The sequence below is a fragment of the Microbacterium pumilum genome (assembly GCF_039530225.1).
In the GTDB taxonomy this organism is placed as follows: Bacteria; Actinomycetota; Actinomycetes; order Actinomycetales; family Microbacteriaceae; genus Microbacterium; species Microbacterium pumilum.
Window position 1 is genome coordinate 1,475,170 of the sequence record NZ_BAAAOH010000001.1, and the last position, 19,018, is coordinate 1,494,187.

18 protein-coding genes are annotated in these 19,018 nt (G+C 68.9%); 11 read left to right on the forward strand and 7 right to left on the reverse strand.

Translation table 11 applies throughout. The features are described 5' to 3' along the window. The first annotated feature begins 80 nt into the window (after positions 1 to 80). The 6 genes from paaA (at position 81) to ABD188_RS06510 (ending at position 4,941) form a co-directional block, all read left to right on the forward strand. A complete protein-coding gene (paaA, locus tag ABD188_RS06485; RefSeq protein ID WP_344059681.1) occupies positions 81 to 1,103 on the forward strand; it encodes a 1,2-phenylacetyl-CoA epoxidase subunit PaaA in 1,023 nt (340 codons plus the stop codon). Next, positions 1,103 to 1,408 carry a 1,2-phenylacetyl-CoA epoxidase subunit PaaB gene (paaB, locus tag ABD188_RS06490; RefSeq protein ID WP_344059683.1) on the forward strand — a complete coding sequence of 102 codons (306 nt, stop codon included), beginning with the start codon at positions 1,103 to 1,105 and terminating at the stop codon, positions 1,406 to 1,408. Before paaA ends, paaB begins: the two co-directional genes overlap by 1 nt. Beyond that, on the forward strand, positions 1,405 to 2,235 hold the full coding sequence (paaC, locus tag ABD188_RS06495) for a 1,2-phenylacetyl-CoA epoxidase subunit PaaC (protein ID WP_344059685.1): 831 nt from the start codon (positions 1,405 to 1,407) through the stop codon (positions 2,233 to 2,235). Before paaB ends, paaC begins: the two co-directional genes overlap by 4 nt. After that, positions 2,229 to 2,756 carry a 1,2-phenylacetyl-CoA epoxidase subunit PaaD gene (paaD, locus tag ABD188_RS06500; RefSeq protein ID WP_425561331.1) on the forward strand — a complete coding sequence of 176 codons (528 nt, stop codon included), beginning with the start codon at positions 2,229 to 2,231 and terminating at the stop codon, positions 2,754 to 2,756. Before paaC ends, paaD begins: the two co-directional genes overlap by 7 nt. Then, positions 2,756 to 4,030, forward strand: a complete 1,275-nt coding sequence (locus tag ABD188_RS06505; RefSeq protein ID WP_344059687.1) for a 2Fe-2S iron-sulfur cluster-binding protein — start codon at positions 2,756 to 2,758, stop codon at positions 4,028 to 4,030. Before paaD ends, ABD188_RS06505 begins: the two co-directional genes overlap by 1 nt. Positions 4,031 to 4,173: 143 nt before the next feature. Beyond that, positions 4,174 to 4,941, forward strand: a complete 768-nt coding sequence (locus ABD188_RS06510) for an enoyl-CoA hydratase/isomerase family protein (protein ID WP_344059689.1) — start codon at positions 4,174 to 4,176, stop codon at positions 4,939 to 4,941. Between the two features lie 314 nt (positions 4,942 to 5,255). Here ABD188_RS06510 and ABD188_RS06515 read toward each other — a convergent pair whose 3' ends face one another. Then, positions 5,256 to 5,879: a TetR/AcrR family transcriptional regulator gene (locus ABD188_RS06515; RefSeq protein ID WP_344059691.1), complete on the reverse strand. Its 624-nt coding sequence runs from the start codon at positions 5,877 to 5,879 to the stop codon at positions 5,256 to 5,258. Positions 5,880 to 6,014: 135 nt separating this feature from the next. Between ABD188_RS06515 and ABD188_RS06520 the strand changes: the two genes are divergently transcribed. Both ABD188_RS06520 and paaZ read left to right on the forward strand, forming a co-directional pair. Continuing rightward, a complete protein-coding gene (locus ABD188_RS06520) occupies positions 6,015 to 6,761 on the forward strand; it encodes an enoyl-CoA hydratase/isomerase family protein (RefSeq protein ID WP_344059693.1) in 747 nt (248 codons plus the stop codon). A 31-nt stretch (positions 6,762 to 6,792) separates the two neighbouring features. Continuing rightward, positions 6,793 to 8,859, forward strand: a complete 2,067-nt coding sequence (paaZ, locus tag ABD188_RS06525) for a phenylacetic acid degradation bifunctional protein PaaZ (protein WP_344059695.1) — start codon at positions 6,793 to 6,795, stop codon at positions 8,857 to 8,859. A gap of 341 nt (positions 8,860 to 9,200) precedes the next feature. Here paaZ and ABD188_RS06530 read toward each other — a convergent pair whose 3' ends face one another. From ABD188_RS06530 to ABD188_RS06545, 4 genes are all read right to left on the reverse strand, one after another. After that, positions 9,201 to 9,329, reverse strand: a complete 129-nt coding sequence (locus tag ABD188_RS06530) for a hypothetical protein (protein WP_344059697.1) — start codon at positions 9,327 to 9,329, stop codon at positions 9,201 to 9,203. Between the two features lie 84 nt (positions 9,330 to 9,413). Beyond that, entirely contained in the window at positions 9,414 to 12,347 is a 2,934-nt protein-coding gene (locus ABD188_RS06535; RefSeq protein WP_344059699.1) for a helix-turn-helix transcriptional regulator, read from the reverse strand. An 83-nt stretch (positions 12,348 to 12,430) separates the two neighbouring features. Beyond that, positions 12,431 to 12,640 carry a hypothetical protein gene (locus tag ABD188_RS06540; protein ID WP_344059701.1) on the reverse strand — a complete coding sequence of 70 codons (210 nt, stop codon included), beginning with the start codon at positions 12,638 to 12,640 and terminating at the stop codon, positions 12,431 to 12,433. Between the two features lie 157 nt (positions 12,641 to 12,797). Continuing rightward, positions 12,798 to 13,181: a cupin domain-containing protein gene (locus tag ABD188_RS06545; protein ID WP_344059703.1), complete on the reverse strand. Its 384-nt coding sequence runs from the start codon at positions 13,179 to 13,181 to the stop codon at positions 12,798 to 12,800. Positions 13,182 to 13,283: 102 nt separating this feature from the next. Here ABD188_RS06545 and ABD188_RS06550 point away from each other — a divergent pair, with 102 nt between their 5' ends. After that, positions 13,284 to 13,889, forward strand: coding sequence for a TetR/AcrR family transcriptional regulator (locus ABD188_RS06550; protein ID WP_344059704.1), 606 nt, complete (start codon positions 13,284 to 13,286; stop codon positions 13,887 to 13,889). A 62-nt stretch (positions 13,890 to 13,951) separates the two neighbouring features. Here the strand turns inward: ABD188_RS06550 and ABD188_RS06555 are convergent, their stop codons facing one another. Beyond that, complete coding sequence (locus ABD188_RS06555; protein ID WP_344059705.1) at positions 13,952 to 14,446, reverse strand: winged helix-turn-helix transcriptional regulator; 495 nt, start codon at positions 14,444 to 14,446, stop codon at positions 13,952 to 13,954. A gap of 64 nt (positions 14,447 to 14,510) precedes the next feature. Here ABD188_RS06555 and ABD188_RS06560 point away from each other — a divergent pair, with 64 nt between their 5' ends. After that, the gene (locus tag ABD188_RS06560; protein ID WP_344059706.1) at positions 14,511 to 15,755 is read left to right on the forward strand and encodes an MFS transporter; all 1,245 of its coding nucleotides are present in this window, start codon (positions 14,511 to 14,513) and stop codon (positions 15,753 to 15,755) included. 15 nt (positions 15,756 to 15,770) lie between these two features. Here ABD188_RS06560 and ABD188_RS06565 read toward each other — a convergent pair whose 3' ends face one another. Further along, entirely contained in the window at positions 15,771 to 16,349 is a 579-nt protein-coding gene (locus tag ABD188_RS06565; protein WP_344059708.1) for a TetR/AcrR family transcriptional regulator, read from the reverse strand. A gap of 70 nt (positions 16,350 to 16,419) precedes the next feature. On the opposite strand from ABD188_RS06565, the gene ABD188_RS06570 reads away from it, so the two are divergent. Next, entirely contained in the window at positions 16,420 to 18,942 is a 2,523-nt protein-coding gene (locus tag ABD188_RS06570; RefSeq protein WP_344059709.1) for an MMPL family transporter, read from the forward strand. The last annotated feature ends 76 nt before the right edge of the window (positions 18,943 to 19,018 follow it).

Consider the following 19,018-nt stretch of genomic DNA (forward strand, 5'->3'; position numbering starts at 1 on the left):
CTTGCCGCTGTCTCGTGAGCTTGATATTCTTACTGAACGATCGTTCTGTAAATGTGCAGAGTGAAAGAGGAGAGTCGACGATGATCGCACCCGACCTTCGTTCCGTTGGTGGGCCTGTCGAACCACAGGGACCGGTCGCGCTCGAACGCGACGATGAGGCACAGGCGACGTTCGACGCCCTCATTGCCGCCGAACAGCGCATCGAGCCGCGGGATTGGATGCCCGACGCGTACCGCAAGACGCTCATCCGCCAGATCTCCCAGCACGCGCACTCCGAGATCATCGGCATGCAGCCCGAGGGCAACTGGATCACCCGTGCGCCCAGCCTCAAGCGCAAGGCGATCCTCATGGCGAAGGTACAGGATGAGGCGGGCCACGGTCTGTACCTCTATTCCGCCGCGCAGACCCTCGGCATCACGCGCGACGAGATGACGCAGCAGCTCATCGACGGCAAGGCAAAGTACTCCTCGATCTTCAACTACCCGACTCCGACGTGGGCAGACATGGGCGCGATCGGCTGGCTCGTGGACGGGGCTGCGATCTGCAACCAGGTGCCGCTGTGCCGCGCGTCGTACGGCCCCTACGGTCGTGCGATGGTACGCGTCTGCAAAGAAGAGTCGTTCCACCAGCGGCAGGGCTTCGAGATCCTCCTGACGCTGATGCAGGGCACGCCCGCGCAGCGTCAGATGGCTCAGGATGCCGTGAACCGCTGGTACTGGCCGTCGCTCATGATGTTCGGCCCGCCCGACGACTCATCGCCCAACTCGGCGCAGTCGATGGCGTGGAAGATCAAGCGCTTCTCGAACGACGAGCTGCGCCAGCGGTTCGTCAGCATGCTCGTGCCGCAGGCCGAGATCCTCGGCGTCACGCTGCCGGATCCCGAGCTGCGATGGGACGACGACGCGCAGGAGTGGCACATGAGCGAGATCGACTGGCCCGAGTTCTTCGAGGTGCTTGCCGGCCGTGGACCGATGAATTCCGTGCGACTGCAGAACCGTCGAGCGGCGCACGATGACGGCGCGTGGGTGCGCGAGGCAGCGGCCGAATACGCCCGGAAGCAGGAGGAACGGTCCCTGAGCCTGTTGAATGGGGCGGTGGCGTGATGGCGACTCCCGGTGGATCCGACCGCGAGACCTGGCCTCTGTGGGAGGTCTTCGTCCGCGCCAACCGCGGCCTGTCGCACGTGCATGCGGGATCTCTCCACGCTCCCGACGCCGACTTCGCGCTGCGGAACGCGCGGGATGTCTACACGCGCCGCGGCGAGGGCACGTCGGTGTGGGTCGTACCCTCCGATGCGATCACGACGAGCGACCCCGATTCGAAGGGTGCGTTCTTCGAGTCGCCCGCAGGCAAGAACTACCGGCATGCCCGGTATTACACGGCCTCCGAGGGGGTGCCGCACCTGTGACCGAGATCGACATCCACGGTGACGTCACCGTCGACCAGGTCGAGCTCTCCGACGAGCTGGCCGGCGGCGAGGGGCGCGCGACGACGGCGGATGTCGCCGAGTACGCCCTGTGGCTCGGCGACGACGCGCTCATCCTGTCGCAACAGCTCGGCGCGTGGATCGCGCGCGCTCCCGAGCTCGAGGAAGACGTCGCGCTCGGCAACATCGCCCTCGACCTGCTCGGCCATGCCCGGTCGCTGCTGCGCTACGCAGGCACGTTCGACGGTCGCAGCGAGGATGACCTCGCCTACTGGCGAGACGAGCCCGAGTTCCGCTGCGCATGGCTTTTCGAACAGCCGAACGGCGATTTCGCACACACGATCGCACGTCAGCTCGCGGCATCCGTCTACCAGTTCGAGCTGTACTCCGCCCTTCGCTCATCGGGTGACGCGACCCTCGCGGCGATCGCCGAGAAGTCGGTCAAAGAGGTCGACTACCACCGTGACCACGCCGTGCAGTGGACCCTTCGCCTCGCCGGCGGCACCGACGAGTCGCGGCGACGGATGGTCACCGCGATCGATGACGTCTGGCCGTATGTCGACGAGCTGTTCGGCGATGAGCCGCTGACAGATCGGCTTGCCGAATCCGATGTCGCACCGCGGCCCTCGAGCTTGCGCCCCGGATTCGACGAGGTCATCGACGCGGTGTTCGCCGAGGCGGATCTCACGGTGCCCGCAGGATACGTGTCATCGGGCGGCGGCCGGCGGGGTTCGCACTTCTCCACGCTCGGCTATCTGCTCGCCGAGATGCAGGTGCTGGCGCGGCAGCATCCGGGGGCGACATGGTGACCGCCGCTCAGCGCGTATCGACGCGCTCAACGACCGAGGGAGGCGATGCCACCTCGCGGGCTCGGGCGATCGCCGCGGCCGTCAAGGATCCCGAAGTGCCCGTGCTGACCATCGAAGACCTCGGGGTGCTGCGCGACGTGCGCACGGACGGCGACCGCGTGACGGTGACCATCACCCCCACTTACTCGGGATGTCCGGCGATGGACGTCATCCGCGACGATCTCATCCTCGCGCTCTCGGAGGCGGGCTTCGGCGACGTCGACGTGCGGCTCACGCTGTCTCCCGCCTGGACGACGGACTGGATGTCGGATGCCGGCAAGCGCAAGCTCACCGAATACGGCATCGCACCGCCGACCGGCCGGGCCGCTGTCGGGCCCATCAAGCTGTCGCTCGGTGTGAAGTGCCCGCGGTGCGGCTCGCTCGACACGCGCGAGGTGTCGCGCTTCGGGTCGACATCCTGCAAGGCCCTTTATGAGTGCCGTGCGTGTCTCGAGCCGTTCGACCACTTCAAGGTGCACTGATGCCCCTTCGAGCGGTGGGTGAGCCCGTCGAAACACCGGGACCGCGGATCGGCGGCGTCGAGGACGCCGCACAGGTCGCCGACGCGTTCCTCGCGAGCGCGGTCGGGGGCCCCACCGGAGGCCGCAGACGGGCGCGCTTCCACACGCTGCGGGTCGCCGACATCCGCCCTCTCACCGACGCCTCGGCGGAGGTGACCTTCGCGGTTCCCGAGCGGCTCGCGGGGGAGTTCGAATACCTCGCCGGCCAGCACGTGGCGCTGCGCGCCGACATCGACGGCCGGGAGGTGCGTCGGTCGTACTCGCTGTGCCGGGCCCCTTCGACAGGCTCAGGGACCGGAGGCGTGGGCTCAGGGACCGGAGGCGTGGGCTCAGGGACCGGAGGCGTGGGCACCGTGAGCGTCGCGATCAAGCGGGATCTCGGCGGGCGATTCTCGACGTGGGCGCTGAGCGAGCTGAGCGTCGGCGACGAGGTCGACGTGATGAGTCCGCAGGGCACGTTCACCTCGACCCTCGCCGACCTCGACGGAGCGCATGTCGCCGGCATCGCCGCGGGCTCGGGCATCACGCCGCTCATGGCGCTCGCCGCCACCGTGCTCGCGCGCTCGGAAACCTCCCGGTTCACCCTCGTCTACACCAACCGGTCGACGACCGACGTGATGTTCCTCGACGAGCTGGCCGACCTGAAGGACCGGTACCCGACGCGCCTCGCGCTGCACCACGTGCTCTCGCGCGAGCAGCGCTCGGCGCCGCTGCTGTCCGGACGCATCGACGAGGAGCGGCTGCGCCATATCCTCGACGCACTCGTACTGCCCGAGACCGTCGACGAATGGTTCCTGTGCGGGCCGTTCGAGCTCGTGCAGCTGTGCCGCGACACCCTCGAGAGCGTCGGCGTGGATCGGGATCACGTGCGATACGAGCTGTTCACCACGGGCGAGCCCGGGCGCGACGAGGGCGACGCCGGGCGGCCGGTGATCGTGCAGCGCGGCGATCCCGTCGTGACGATCGAGATCACCCTCGACGGCCAGTCCTCGACGATCGACAGTCCCGTCAGCGCACACGAGTCCATTCTCAACGCCGCACTGCGCGTGCGCCCTGACGTGCCGTTCGCCTGCGCCGGGGGGGTGTGCGGCACGTGCCGGGCACGGCTGCTCGTCGGCTCGGTGGCGATGACCGAGAACTACGCGCTCGAGCCCGACGAACTCGAGCGCGGCTACGTGCTCACGTGTCAATCGCACCCGACCACCGAGCGCGTGGTTGTCGACTACGACGTGTGATGCGGCATCCTGATGGGGCGGTCCATCCGGGCGCGAGTTCAGGCGATGCGCCGACATCAGACCGGACGCCGGCTCAACCGGCCTGCCGCCGCCGCATCGCCTGAACCCGTGGCATCCGATCTGTCAGTCAAGAGGAGCACCCCATGATCGACCTGCGCATCGAGCGGAACGTCGCGCACATCGTCCTGAACAATCCCGCGAAGCTCAACGCGCTGGATGAGGCGGCGCTCGCCGAGTTGGATGCCGCGTACGTCGAGGCCGAGGCCGCCGGGGCTCGCGCGTTGGTGCTGCGCGGCGAGGGGCGCGCGTTCTGCGCGGGACGGCTCATCTCGAGCGTCGATCCCCGCGATGACGACGTGATGGGATACCTCGACCGGCTCGTCACGCCGTTGATGAAGCGGATGTCGGCGTTCCCGGCGCCGACCTTCGCTGCGGCCCACGGCGCCTGCCTCGGCGTGGGGCTCGGCCTCTTGATCGCGACCGACGTGGTCTACGTTGCCGAGAGCGCCAAGATCGGATCCCCCTTCGCGGCGCTCGGCGCGACGCTCGATTCGGGCGGGCACGCCCTCTTCTTCGAGCGGCTCGGCGCGCACCGCACGCTCGACCTCATCTACACGGGCCGGCTCATGACGGGCACCGAAGCGGTCACCGCCGGCCTGTTCTCGCGCGTCTTCCCGGACCACAAGCTCACCGCCGCGACGATCGAGGCGGCTGAGAAGGCGGCCTCCGGCGCGACGCAGGCGTTCCGGGCGAGCAAAGCGCTCGTCGCGCGCCTGCGGGATGAACGCCTCGGCCTCTGGCAGGCGATGGATGTCGAGAACGCTGCGCAGGCGGCCCTCTGCGACACCGACGACTACCGTGAGGGGTTCGCCGCGTTCCAGGAGAAGCGCACGCCGACCTTCCACGGCTGACCGCCCGGACCTCCCGTCACCATCCACTTCGTCGCGGGCGGTCCGGGTTTCGCGGGTTTTGGGTGCCGGAATCCTGCGTTTGCCGGACCCGACCTGGATCGGAGGGTCGGGTGAACGCGGGCGGTCCGGGTTTCGCAGGTTTTGGCTGCCGGAATCCTGCGTTTGCCGGACCCGACCTGGATCGGAGGGTCGGGTGAACTCGGGCGGTCCGGGTTTCGCAGGTTTTGGCTGCCGGAATCCTGCGTTTCCTGGACCGCGGGAAAGAGAAGGTCGCGTGGGGCGGGTGGCGGCGAGCGTCCGAGTGGGTTCGAGACTCAGCGCGGGCTGATGCCGTCGAACGCGACCGTCAGGATGTCGTGCGTCAGCGCGTCGCGATCGATCGGGCCGGTCGGGCGGTACCACTCGATCGTCGAGTTGAGCATCCCGAAGATGAGGCGCGTGACGATGGCGCTGTCGACATCCGGTCGCACAGATCCGGCGGCCTGTGCTTCACGCACGAGCGACGCCATCTGGTGGTCGAACGCGCGACGTCGCTCGAGCGCGCGGCGCTCCACGTCGCTGTTGCCCCGCACCCGCAGCAGCAGCGTCACGTAGGGCAGCCGGTCGAGCAGCACCTGAGTGGCTGCCCGAAGCACGAAGTGCAGGCGTTCGGATGCGGTGCCGCTCTGCGCCTCGGGTAGCGCGAGCACTCCCTCCAGGCCGTCGAGCGCTTCGCCCAGCGCCATCTCGAGCAACTGCTCCTTGGACGAGAAGTGGTGGTACATCGCCGACTTGGTCAGACCCAGCCGCACTGCGAGGTCGGAGACGGATGTCGCGTCATACCCCTGCTCGTTGAACAGGGTCACAGCGGCGGTGAGCACGTCGTCGCGGTCGTACCCTGGCCGTCCGCGACGGCGCGCGGGGGCAGTCGCTGCGGGCGCAGGATCGACGGCGGTCACCCGTTCAGTCTCGCACTCGATGGGCCCGACTTTGCGATACCCACGCGCTTCTGGGATGATTTCTGAACGATCGGTAAGCAATTCACCTTGGGCTGCCGATCGGTGCGAGGATGCACGGGTGTCGAGAGGATGACGATGGCTCACGCCGCATCGCCCCTGCGCGTCGCGCGAACGCCCGATCGGGTCGTCGCGGCCATCGACCGCCCCGCAACCCGCAACGCGATCGACCAGCAGCTCATCGACGCCCTCCACGCGCTGTGCGCCGAACTGGAGGCCGCGCCGCGCATCCTGATCCTCACGGGTTCGGACGGCGTCTTCGCGTCGGGCGCCGACATCTCGCAGCTGCGGGAGCGTCGTGCCGAAGATGCGCGCCGCGGGATCAACACCACGGCCTTCCGCCGCATCCGCAACCTGCCCATGCCCGTCATCGCCGCGGTCGACGGTTGGGCGCTGGGTGGCGGAGCAGAGCTCGCGTACGCGGCCGACATCCGCATCGCCACGCCCTCGGCGAGGTTCGGCAACCCCGAAACCGGCCTCGGGATCATTGCGGCGGCGGGTGCCACGTGGCGGCTGCCCGAGATCGTCGGTCACGCGCGAGCGAGCGAGCTGCTGCTGACCGGTCGCTTCCTGGCGGCCGACGAGGCTCTCGCGTGGGGTCTGGTGTCGTCTCTCCATGAACCCGACGAGCTGTTGCCCGCGGCGCACGCGATCGCCGACCGCATCGCGGCGAACGACGCGCTCGCCACCCGGCACACGAAGACCGCGCTGCTGGCACCCGCCGAAGCGCACCCCGCCATCGAGCTCGAGCTTCAGGCCGAGCTCTTCGAGAGCCCCGAGAAGATGCGCCGCATGACCGACTTCCTCGAGAAGCGACGCCGATGACCGGCCGCGGATCCTATGAATGGAGCGAATGATGCCCGACATCCTTCCCAGCTACGTGCAGGGATCGTGGTGGACCCCGTCCGATGAGACGGATGCCGCGATCGTCCGTGACGCGTCGACCGGTGAGGTCGTCGCCCGCGTCAGTACGAAGGGCCTCGACCTCGCCGCTGCGTTGGACTACGCGCGCACGGTCGGGCAGCGGAGTCTCGGCACGCTGACCTTTCACCAGCGCGCGATGCTGCTCAAGGAGTTCGCGCTCGCACTCACGGCCCGAAAACAGGAGCTCTACGAGCTGTCCAAGCGCGCCGGGTCGACGGTTCGAGACTCGCGGAGCGACGTGGACGGCGGCATCGGCGTGTTGTTCACGTATTCATCGAAGGGCCGCCGCGAGCTGCCCAACTCGAAGGTCTACGTCGACGGGCCCGTCGAACCGCTCTCGAAGGACGGCTCGTTCCTCGGCCAGCACGTCTACACGCGACTGCCAGGCGTCGCGGTGCAGATCAACGCCTTCAACTTTCCGATGTGGGGCGCACTGGAGAAGTTCGCGCCCGCATTCCTCGCCGGTGTGCCGAGCCTCGTGAAGCCCGCGACCCCGACCGGATACGTGGCCGAGGCGTGGGTGCGCATCCTCGTCGAGACCGGCCGGCTTCCGGAGGGCGCCCTGCAGCTCGTGAGCGGGAGCGTGCCGACGCTCTTCGAGCACCTGCGACTCGGTGACCTGGTCGGTTTCACCGGCAGCGGCTCGACCGCCGAGCGGCTGCGACAGCACGACAGCGTGCAGACCGGGGGAGTGCGTTTCACGAGCGAGACCGACTCGATCAATGCGTCGGTGCTGGGTCCGGATGTCGCACCGGGCTCGCCGGGCTTCGACGCCTATGTGAAGCAGCTCCTGGTCGAGCTGACGACGAAGGCCGGTCAGAAGTGCACGGCCATCCGCCGAGCCATCGTTCCGGAGGGCGTGGTCGACGCGCTCGTCGATGCGCTGCGGACCAAGATCGACGAGCGCGTCGTCATCGGCGATCCGCACGCGGAGTCCGTCACGATGGGCCCGGTCGTCTCGATCGAGCAGCGCGATGAAGTCCTGCGACAGGTGGTCGCGCTCGAGGCCGCTGGCGGTGGCATCCTGCTCGGCTCGACCGCGGCTCCCGACGTGGTGCGCGCGGACGGCACTCGTGGCCCCGCACCCGAGGGCGCGTTCATCACGCCGATGCTGGTCGGCTTCGCGGATGCGGCGACCCCGGCGGCCCATGACATCGAGGCGTTCGGCCCGGTGTCGAGCGTCCTCACGTATTCCACCCTCGCCGAGGCCGCCGACCTCGTCGGCCGCGGCGGCGGATCCCTCGTCACCAGCGTTGCGACCGACGATCCCGATGTCGCCGTCGAGCTCATGACCCGCATGGGGTCGTTCAACGGGCGGGTGCTCTTCCTCAGCCGAGAGAATGCCCGCACCTCGACAGGCCACGGCTCGCCCGTGCCGCATCTCGTCCACGGCGGACCGGGACGGGCGGGCGGCGGCGAGGAGCTCGGCGGCATCCGTGCCGTGCTGCACCATATGCAGAGGACGGCGATCCAAGGCTCACCCGAGATGCTGACGGCGCTGACCGGTGTGTGGCACGCGGGCGCCGCCGTGCAGAACGGCAGGCATCCGTTCCGCAAGTCGCTCGCAGAGCTTGCGCTGGGTGACCAGGTCGTTTCGGCGTCGCGCGAAGTGACGCTCGACGACATCGAGGTCTTCGCGCGCTTCACAGGGGACACGTTCTACGCCCACATGGACGAAGATGCGGCTGCGGCGAACCCGTTCTTCCCCGGACGCGTCGCGCACGGCTACCTGCTGGTCTCGTGGGCCGCCGGGCTCTTCGTGGACCCCGAGCCAGGGCCGGTGCTCGCGAACTATGGTCTCGAGAACCTGCGATTCATCACCCCGGTCTCACCCGGAGACACCATCCGTGTGACGCTCACCGCGAAGCAGATCACGCCGCGCGAGACGGACGAATACGGCGAAGTACGGTGGGATGCCGTCATCCTCAACCAGAACGACGAGATCGTCGCCACGTATGACGTGCTGACCCTCGTCGCGAAGGAGCCGACGCGCGTCTAGGCGTGACGTTCCCGGACGGAGGCGGTCCCTGAGCTTGTCGAAGGGCCGCCGGGCGCTTCGACGGGCTCGGCGACCGGCTGTGTGCCGGGCGCTTCGACGGGTTCAGCGACCGGCTGTGTGCCGGGCGCTTCGACGGGTTCAGCGACCGGCTGTGTGCCGGGCGCTTCGATGGGCTCAGCGACCGGCTGTGTGCCGGGCGCTTCGATGGGCTCAGCGAGCGGCTGTGTGCCGGGCGCTTCGACGGGCTCAGCGACCGGCTGTGTGCCGGGCGCTTCGACGGGCTCAGCGACCGGCTGTGTGCCGGGCGCTTCGACGGGCTCAGCGAGGGGCTGCGCGCGGGTCTAGGGGTGGCGGAGCAGTTCAGGTCGCGTGGGAACCGCGCGGTATCCGTCGCGGCCGACCTGAACGAGGGTTGCGGCGATCGCAGCGATGACGATGACTGCGAGTGCGATGAGCATGATGATTGCCATGATCGGCCTCCGATGACGAGTTGATCGAACAATCAGGACTCTCGTCTCTGAGGTAGGGATGCCGCATGCGGCGATAGCCCTATTTCAGTGCGACGTGTTGTGCGCGAGGTAAGCGGCTTCGGTGCGGGTCGTCGCGCCCGTCTTGCGGAGGATGTTCGATACGTGCACGCTCGCCGTCTTGGGGCTGATGAACAGCTGCTCGGCGATCTTTCCGTTGCTGAGACCGTGTGCGATCAGGTCGAGCACCTGGCGCTCGCGCTCGGTGAGCAGGTTCTCGAGGGAACCGGCGTCGTCCGGAGTGTCACCGCGGTGGTCGCCGCTGATCGAGCCGACACGGCGCTCGAGCTCGGTGACGGAGTCGACGATGAGGCCCAGCCCGATGGCCTCAGCCCACTCGCGCGCCGTCTGGGCCCAGGTGCGGGCGCCCGCACGATCGCCGGCGTTGGCCAGGGCCTCGGCCAGGCGGAACCCGGCATACGGCGCGAGCTGAGCGGGGGCGACCGCGGCGCGCACCACCGATACCGCTCGCTCCCACAGCGCGACATCTGTTCCGGTACCGCGCGGGCCGCCCAGTTCGGCATCGACGATCGCGGAGTACCCGGATGCCGTTGGCCAGCGCTCGGCGAGCGAGAATGCGGAGCGCACGGCGCGTTCGAGTTCGTCCGGTGGGCTCGGCTCGCCGCTCGCATCGGGGAGCGCGACGCCGGTGGTCCGGGCGACCGCCACCACCCGCGCGGCCAGGGCGATGAGGGGCAGATCATAGGCCGGGAAAGACCGGTGCTCCGGGTCGATGAGCACGCTGGCGTGCTGCCACGCTTCGGCTGTGTCGCCGCGGGCGAGGGCGAGTTCGCCGCTGACCAGCGCGACGCCGAGCATGCACTGCGAGTCCATCCGCTGTTGCAGCCGCAGCGATCCTCGCCAATCGCGCAGCAGGCGTTCCGCGAGGGGGCGATCGCCGGACCACAGCACCGACTGCACCTTCAGGCGACGCAGGTTCGCACTGAAGCCGATCGGAGCGTCGAGTTCGAGGGCGCGATCGAGCATCTCGTCGGCGCGTGCGGTCTGGCCGAGGGCGTAGAGCGGGCTGACGACGTTCGAGAGCAGCACGGCCCCGGAGGTGCGCTCGACGCCTCGCTGCCGTGCACGTTCGGCGCCCTCTTCTGCGGTGCGCACCGCCTCTTCGTAGCGCCCGATCAGGTGGAGCGCGTCCGACTGGTTCACCCAGTACCGCAGGCGCGCGGAGTCGTTGCCGACCGCAAGCTCACCCGCCAGCGCGAGATCCGCCAGTCCTGCCTCGACGTCGCCCCCCGCAAGGCGCGAGAAGCCGCGGATGTTGGAAGCGACCGACATCCGCGGCCTGTTGTCGACCGCCGTGGCCTCGACGAACGCGCCGTCGGCCATCTCGATCGCCTCGTCGAAACGCGCGAGGAGCATGAGCCGGGCCGCCAGCTCCCCGAGGACGTTCGCACGCAGCACGCTCCGCGGCTCGCCTTCGAGCACCAGCAGCGCTTCGCGCAGCAGTTCGATCGACCCCGTCTGGCCGATGTTGGCGAGATAGGAGGCCTTGTTGCGCAGCAGCAGTGCGTAGACCTGCACGTCAGACGGGTCGCACTGTGCGATCGCCTCGTCGATCAGGGCGATGGCGCGCTCGCTCTCGCCGGCATTGCGAAGCACATAAGACGTGTCGCCGAGCATGGCGACCTTGCTGCGTCCCGCGAGCTGCGCGGCATCCGGCACCTGATCCCACAGCTCGATCGCGCGCTCGCCCATGTTGGCCGAGGTCGCGTGCGCGTATGCCGACCGCGCCTGCTGGTACGCGGCGATCGATGCGATGAACGCTTCGCGCACGTTGTGGGCGGCCATCCAGTGGTACGACACCGCTGTCGCATCGGCAGCGCCCGCACCGGATTGATCGAGCAGGGCTTGGGCGTAGCGGGTGTGGAAGCGAACGCGCTCGCCGGGCAGCAGCTGGTCGTGGATGGCTTCGCGCACCAGCGCGTGGCGGAAGGCGTAGGCCGTGTCGTCGACCACGAGCACGCTGGCGGCGATCGCCTCGCTCGCAGCGGCGTCGATCGCGTCGGGGGACTCGTCGCAGACGGCGATCAGCAGCTCGTGCTCCACGCGCACGCCGCCGGCGGCGATCAGCCGCAGCATGCGCTGCGTCGTGTCGGCGAGCTGGTCGTACCGGGCGAGCAGGATGTCGCGAAGGGTGTCGGGGAATCCGTCGAGGCTTTGCACGCCGCTGCAGCACACCAGCTCTTCCACGAAGAAGGGCACACCGTCGGTTCGAAGGTAGACCTGAGCCAGTTCGTCCTCGTCGGGCGTTCCGTCGAGGATCGCGGTCGCCATCTCGCGCACCTGGCGGCGATCGAGGCGGGCGAGTTCGAGCCGCGTCACGCGACGGTTGCGGTCGAGCTCGGGAAGCCACGCGCGCATCGCGCTGCCTCTGCCGAGTTCGTCGCTGCGGAACGTGAGGACGATGAGCAGGCGGGAGTCTTCGATGACCCGGATGAGGAAGCGCAGCAGACCGAGGCTCGCCTGGTCCACCCAGTGCAGGTCTTCGATCACGAGCACGACCGGTCGGACGGCAGCGACGTTCTCGAGCAGCTCTGCCACCGCGTCGTAGAGCCGCTCGGCGCTGCCGCGGATCGGGCCCTCGGTCATCGAGGCGCTGAGGCTCAGGTCTGGCAGCAGCAGCGCGAGCGCGTCTGCCGCGGGACCGGAGGCGTCGAACAGCGCCTGCTCACCGACCTCCTGGGCAAGCGATCGCAGCGCCGACAGAATCGGCGCGAACGGCGGGGCGTCGCGATCGAGGTCGACGGACTGCCCGCGCAGCACGATCGCCTGTTCGGGGAGCGCCCTGAGGAACTCGTCGACGAGGCGGGTCTTGCCGATTCCGGCCTCGCCACCGACGAGGACGGCGCGGCTGGAGCCCGTGATGCTGTCGGCGTAGGCGTCGTGGAGCGCGTCGAGGTCGGCCTGTCGGCCGACCAGGGCGGGGCTGACCACTGCGCGCATGAACCCATCGTCCCACCCGCCTGCGACACTCGGGGCGGCCCATCGCAACCCGAGTGCCGCGGGCGGCGAGCCCGCCCCCGGGGTCATCGAGAGGGTGAGAGGACCGAAGGCCTTGCGTGCGCGGCCGGACGGATGCCGCGGATGCGGCGGACGACGCTGCCCAGCGCTCGTGCGGCCGCTGATTCCATGTCGTCCCCGCGCTCCCGCGCGATGCGGCGGTATTCCAGCTCGCGCTCCAGCTGCTTCTGCTCGGCAGCGCGGAGGTGCTCGAAGCTGTAGATGCTGACGCTCATGATGTCTCCTCAGGTGATTCGTCATGAGCGAGGATCGCGCCTAAGGCAGGGGGCCGGCATCCGTAAGATGCCCTATCTTTGCGCGATCGATCGCGGGTGACCCGACATCCGGCCCCTCCGAGTCACCCGCACCTGAGGGTCGTGGCCCGTCCTGTGATCAGGCGTGCGCGGCGACGTTGCCTGCCGGCTCTTTCGCCCAGTCGGTTGCGCCGAACCAGTCGACGACGATCACCTGCTCGTCGCCCACCACCCAGGCGTCGTGGCCCTCGGGCAGGCTCGTGACATCGCCGGGACCGGCGATGAACTCTTCACCGTCGTCCATGCGGATGCCGAGCCGCCCTTGCACGTGGTACTGGAAGTGCGGCGCCAGGCACGACTCCGTGCCGGCGATCGGTTTGACGTCATTCGACCATCGCCACCCCGGTTCGAGCACCAGGCGGCCGATCGTGGCGTCTCCGACGTTCAGGATCTCTGCGTGCCCGTGCGGGAACTCGCGAATCTCCGTCGGAGAGCCGAAGCTCTCGTGCTCCACTGTCTGCATGGCTCCTCCTTGATCCGATGCCTATCTACCTACTAGTAGACAGATCGATTGTCTACCTATCTGTAGGTAGATGCAAGGCCCCGACCCGACTAATGTGGAGGCATGGTCACCACCGCGACCCCCGACACCGCAACCCCTGACACCGCGACCCGCATCCTCGACGTGGCAGAAGAGCTCGTGCAGACGCGAGGGCTGAACGCGATGAGCTACGCCGACGTGTCAGCGCGCGTCGGCATCACGAATGCATCGCTGCACTATCACTTCCCCGCGAAGGCCGACCTGGCCGTCGGCCTGGTGGATCGCTACTCCGGGCGGTTCTTCGCGGCGCTCGACGAGATCGAGCGCACCAGACCGGATGTCGCGGACCGGCTTCGCGCCTATGTCGACATCTACGGCGCAGTGCTCGCGCGAGGACGCATGTGCTTGTGCGGCATGCTCGCCTCGGACTTCGAGACGCTCCCGGCTGCCGTGCAGAAGCGCGTGTCGGAGTTCTTCGAGCGGAGCTACACGTGGCTCGAGCACGTCATCGACCGCGGCGTCGCCGAGGGCCGCTTGCCGGCGCCCGCCTCGTCGCGCGCAACCGCCGAGGCCCTCGTCGCGGGCCTCGAAGGGGCGATGCTCGTCTCACGACCCGCAGCGGGCACCGAGCGTTTCGCGGCGATCGCCGACGCTCTGCTCGCGGCGGTGGGGGTTCCGGCGCGGGTCTGAGCGCGAGTCGCGCGAGGCGGTCTCCGAGCCTGTCGAGGGGGTCGCCGGACGCTTCGACAGGCTCAGCGACCGGCTGTGGGCTCAGCGACCGCGAGCGACCAGGTGCCGCCGGAGCCCGGCACGATGGCGACCTCATCCGGGGCGACGACGCGGTCGTCGTCACCGCGGAACGCCAGATGCAGGGCAGTTCCGTCACTCGGGTCGACGACCATCGACCCCGGACCGGTGGGCGCCGGGTCGAAGCGATCATTCCATTCGAGCATGGCGGCGATGACGACGCGGAGACCCTGCCCCGCTTCGGTCAGGTGGTAGCTCGCGCGCTCGCGGCTTCCCGCCTCGCGGTAAGAGCGCTTCTCGAGGATGCCCGACTCGACCAGCGATGCGAGTCGCGCAGCGAGGATGTCGGTCGGGGCGCCCAGCGACTCGCGGAACTCCGAGAATCGGGTGCGGCCGCGCAGGGCGTCTCGCACGATCAGCAGCGCCCACTTCTCGCCGACGATGTCCAGGGTGCGGACCACCTGGCATCGCGGTTCGGGTTCTCGATGGCGCGTGATCACTCACCCAGGCTACGTCGATTCCGGCTGAATTGGAAATACCAAGTCAGATGGGTATGCTGACGGCATGACGCGCCTCAGCGAACCCGCTCCTGTTCGAACCCCGACTACGCGTCGCCCTCCGATGGGCTCGCGCGGCACGTTCTGGTCGGCCGCTGCGGTGCTGGCGCTGTGTCTGTGGTCCAGCGGTGCGCCGAGCGTGCTGTATCCGCTCTACTCCCGGCAGTGGGGCCTCACTCCCGCGATCACGACGGCCGTCTTCGCGACGTATCCTCTCGCGCTGATCGTCACGCTCGTGCTGTTCGGCGGGATCTCGGATGTCGTCGGCCGCCGCCGCGCGATGATGATCGGCGTCGCGCTCATCGCGGCATCCGCGCTCGTGTTCGCCACGGCATCGGGAGTCGGCTACCTCTTCGTGGGACGCGTGCTCCAGGGCGTCGGCACGGGACTCGCGCTGAGCGCCGCGAGCGCCGCGCTGGTCGAGCACAACGTCTCGGCGAACCCCCGATTCGCCAGCTCGCTCGCCACGGTTTCGACGTCGACCGGACTGACCCTCGCGCTCGTCGTCTCGGGCATCCTCGCCCAGCTCGCGCCGCTGCCGTTGGTGTGGAGCTATGTCGTGCTGTTCGGGCTCGGTGCCGCCGCGCTGGTGGCGCTGTGGGCGACGCCCGACGACCGCCCACTCAGTGCCGTGTCGTGGCGGCCGCAGCCGCTGCGGGTGCCCACCGGCATCCGGCGCGTCTTCGTCCTCGCCACCATCTCGGTGTCGATCGCCTACTGCGTCGGTGCGATCTTCCTCTCGCTCGGCGCGCTGATGGTGCGCCAGTTCGCCCACACCACCGACATGATCGTGATCGGCGTGTTGCTGGGTCTGTCGTCCACGGCGATCGGCGTGACGGCACTGCTGCTCTCGCGGGTCCCGGCGCACGTCGCGGTCTGGGTCGGAGCGACCCTCTCGCTGGTCGGCCTCGGGATCATGGCCGCGGTCGCCGCAACGGGCTCGATCCCCCTGTTCCTGGTGTGGTGCCTGGTCGGCGGAGTCGCCTACGCGTTCGCCTTCACCGGCGGCCTTGGGCTGATCAACCGCGCCGCCCCGGCACACCATCGCGGCGCGACGCTCTCGCTGCTCTACCTCTTCGCCTACCTGCTGCAGGCGCTCACCGCGATCGGGGCGGGCGCCTTGGCGACCGCGTGGGGACTCGGCCCGGCCGTCGACATCATGGCGCCGGTGCTCGGCATCCTGTGTGTGGCGGCGTTGGCCCTCGCGGCCGTCGATGCGGTCGTCGTGCGCCGCGTCGCCCGCGTCGCCTGATCTCGGGGATCCCGCTCAGGCGAACCGGGGCGCCAGGATGAAGCGGATCAGCTGCCGCATCGGGCCCTCGTACTCGTTCGCCCTCGTGAGCACTTGGATGACCAGGGCGCCGATGATGGCCTGGGCCAGCTCCGTGACGGGGGCATCCGGAGGGAGCTGACCGTCCGCGATCCCGATCCGCATGCGTTCAGAGAGCCGGTCTTCGACCCCCATGCCCAGCGTCAGGTGGTCGCCGACATCCGCGTCCTCTGCGGCCGCGGCGACGAGCGAGCGAAGCAGTGACTCGCCGTTGTGCGAGACCAGGATGCCGATCACACCGGACACCCATTCCTCGATGTCGGCGATGACATCTCCGGAGTTCTTCGCCACCAGATCGACGGGAAAGAGCCGTCCGTCCGTCAGGCACTCCGCGATCAGGGCTCCCCGCGACTTCCACCACCGGTAAATGGTCTGCTTGCCGACGCCGGCTTCCTTGGCGATCCCCTCGATCGTGAGTTGCTCGTAACCCTGCGCTTGGAACATCTTCGCGGTGGCCGCGAGTATCGCTTCGCGGGCTGCGGCGCTTCGAACCGGGCCGGCACGGTGCTCGTTCACCCCTTCAGGCTAACTCTCAGGGAGTAGACGAGACGGTGCGTATGCTCAAACTGACTTCAAGGAGATCTCCATGGCCGCGCTGCTCTACCGCCTGGGTTCCGTCGCCGCGCGCCGGGTATGGCAGGTCATCGTCGCCTGGGTGCTCATCCTGGGCTTTTCGATCGGCGCGTTCCTGGCCTTCGGCGGATCCCTGGCCGACAACTTCGACATCCCCGGCACGGCATCGGGCGCGGTCGTCGACGAGCTCACCGACAAGCTGCCCGACAGCGCCGGGATGACGGCATCCGTCGTCTATCAGACGACGGACGGCTCGGCATTCACGGACGAGCAGAAGCAGGCGATCTCGGATGTCGCGGCCAGCGCCGAGGACCTCGACGACGTCGCGACCGTGCTCGACCCGTTCGATGCCCAGCAGCAGCAGGACGAGAACGCCCAGCAGCTCGCCGACGGGCAGAAGCAGATCGACGACGGGGGAGCTCAGCTCGACGACGGCCAGGCGCAGCTCGATGCCGGCAAGGCGCAGCTCGACGCGGCGCAGGAGCAGCTGACGGCTGCGCGTGCGCAGGCCGAGGCCGCCGGTGCCGGTGCCGAGCAGCTTGCGGCGCTCGACCAGCAGCAGGCGCAGCTCGACGCGCAGACGGCGGCGCTGCAGGAGCAGCAGGACACGCTGGATGCCTCGCGGGCCGAACTGGACGACAAGGCCGTTCAGGTCGAGCAGGGCACGGTCCTCCTGGGTCTCGCCGACGGCATCGGCGTGGTCTCGGAGGACGGGTCGACCGCGATCGTCAACGTCACGTTCGACGAGACCCGGCTGGAACTGCCGGAAGGTGCGAAGCAGTCGGTGATCGACCACTTCGAGGCGGAGCCGATCAACGGCGTGCAGGTCTACTTCGGAACCGAGCTGGCACAGGGCGTCCCGGAGCTCTTCGGTGTCGGCGAGGCGATCGGCCTCGTCTTCGCCGCGATCGTGCTGATCGTGACGCTCGGGTCGCTCATCGCGGCGTCACTCCCGATCGTCACGGCGCTCGTCGGCGTCGCGGTCGGTGTGACCTCGTCGCTCGCGTTCTCGGGGGTAGTGAATATGGCGTCGGTGACGCCCGTGCTCGGCGTCATGCTGGGCCTCGCGGTGGGCATCGACTACTCGCTCTTCATCGTTTATCGCCATCGCAAGCAGTTGATCCGCGGCGTGCCGGTGCAGGAGTCCATCGGGCTGGCTACGGGCACGGCCGGAACCGCGGTGGTGTTCGCCGGATCCACTGTGATTGTGGCGCTCATGGCGCTCAATGTCACCGGAATCCCGTTCCTCGGACTGATGGGCACCGTCGGCGCGGTGTGCGTCGCGGTCGCCGTGCTCGTCGCGATCACGCTGGCACCCGCCATCCTGGGGCTCGTCGGCACCCGCCTGCTCCGCCGTAAGGCTCGCGCCCGGATCGGCAGCGAGCGCGCTGCACACCGGGCCACGAAGGCGATCACGCCGATGTCGACGCTCCGCGCGATCCTCACCGTGCTCGGCGCTGTTGCGCTGCTGCTGGTCATCGCCATTCCGTCGATGTCGATGCGGCTCGGTCTGCCTGACGGCTCGAGCGAGCCGGCCGGCTCGACCAGCTACCAGGCCTTCCAGATCATAGAGGAGGAGTTCGGCGCGGGCGCCAACGGTCCGCTGCTGGTCACGGCGACGGCCGCCGATCCGATCAGCGACGACGACATCCTGGCGACGCAGGTCGAGGTCGCGCAGCAGCTCGCGGATCTCGACGACGTGGCCGCCGTCGCGCCGATCGCGACATCCGACGACAACACGCTTCTCGCGTTCCAGGTCGTTCCCGAAGAGGGCCCGAACAGCGAGTCGACCGAGCGGCTCGTGCAGGACATCCGGGCGCTTCCGCCAGTCGACGACCTCACGATCGGCGTCGCGGGCCAGGCCGCGAGCAACATCGACATCTCGCAGGCGCTGAGCGACGCGCTCCCGATCTACCTCGTCGTCGTGGTCGGGCTGTCGTTCCTCATCATGATCCTGGTGTTCCGGTCGCTGCTGGTCCCGCTCATCGCGACCGGCGGCTTCGTGCTGTCGCTGTTTGCGACCTACGGCCTGATCGTCAGCGTCTTCCAATACGGCTGGGGAGCGTCGCTGATCGGCGTGCACAGCACCGGGCCGATCCTGAGCTTCCTGCCGGTGATCCTGGTCGGCATCCTGTTCGGGCTCGCCATGGACTATCAGCTCTTCCTCGCCTCGGGTATGCGCGAGGCGTTCGTGCACGGATCGCCCGCGAAGCTGGCGGTGGCGCAGGGCTTCCGCGCAGGTCGCTCGGTCGTCACGGCTGCGGCGCTCATCATGGTGTCGGTCTTCGGCGGATTCATCTTCTCGGACTCGACGATGATCCGCTCGATCGGCTTCGGCCTCGCGTTCGGCGTGCTGCTCGACGCGTTCGTGGTGCGGATGCTGCTCATGCCGGCGCTGATGCACCTGCTCGGCCGGTCGGCCTGGTGGCTGCCGCGGTGGCTCGACCACATCATGCCGAACGTCGACCTCGAGGGCGCCTCGCTCGAGCGTGACCACCCCGGCATGCAGGTCGGTGGCGTCCCGCACACCGTATAGCGGGAGGTTCGGCGTCTCGGCGTCTGCGAGCGAGAGGTGACGAAACCTGGAGCGGATGCCGGAATCGAGCGCGCGA

Coding starts and splice junctions, on each gene's coding strand:
- ABD188_RS06550 (WP_344059704.1), top strand. CDS start 13,284: ATGGTCACCACCGCGACCCCCGACACCGCAACCCCTGACACCGCGACC.
- ABD188_RS06560 (WP_344059706.1), top strand. CDS start 14,511: ATGACGCGCCTCAGCGAACCCGCTCCTGTTCGAACCCCGACTACGCGT.
- ABD188_RS06570 (WP_344059709.1), top strand. CDS start 16,420: ATGGCCGCGCTGCTCTACCGCCTGGGTTCCGTCGCCGCGCGCCGGGTA.
- ABD188_RS06535 (WP_344059699.1), bottom strand. CDS start 12,347: ATGCGCGCAGTGGTCAGCCCCGCCCTGGTCGGCCGACAGGCCGACCTC.
- ABD188_RS06540 (WP_344059701.1), bottom strand. CDS start 12,640: ATGAGCGTCAGCATCTACAGCTTCGAGCACCTCCGCGCTGCCGAGCAG.
- paaB (WP_344059683.1), top strand. CDS start 1,103: ATGGCGACTCCCGGTGGATCCGACCGCGAGACCTGGCCTCTGTGGGAG.
- paaA (WP_344059681.1), top strand. CDS start 81: ATGATCGCACCCGACCTTCGTTCCGTTGGTGGGCCTGTCGAACCACAG.
- paaD (WP_425561331.1), top strand. CDS start 2,229: ATGGTGACCGCCGCTCAGCGCGTATCGACGCGCTCAACGACCGAGGGA.
- ABD188_RS06505 (WP_344059687.1), top strand. CDS start 2,756: ATGCCCCTTCGAGCGGTGGGTGAGCCCGTCGAAACACCGGGACCGCGG.
- ABD188_RS06510 (WP_344059689.1), top strand. CDS start 4,174: ATGATCGACCTGCGCATCGAGCGGAACGTCGCGCACATCGTCCTGAAC.
- ABD188_RS06545 (WP_344059703.1), bottom strand. CDS start 13,181: ATGCAGACAGTGGAGCACGAGAGCTTCGGCTCTCCGACGGAGATTCGC.
- ABD188_RS06530 (WP_344059697.1), bottom strand. CDS start 9,329: ATGGCAATCATCATGCTCATCGCACTCGCAGTCATCGTCATCGCTGCG.
- paaZ (WP_344059695.1), top strand. CDS start 6,793: ATGCCCGACATCCTTCCCAGCTACGTGCAGGGATCGTGGTGGACCCCG.
- ABD188_RS06520 (WP_344059693.1), top strand. CDS start 6,015: ATGGCTCACGCCGCATCGCCCCTGCGCGTCGCGCGAACGCCCGATCGG.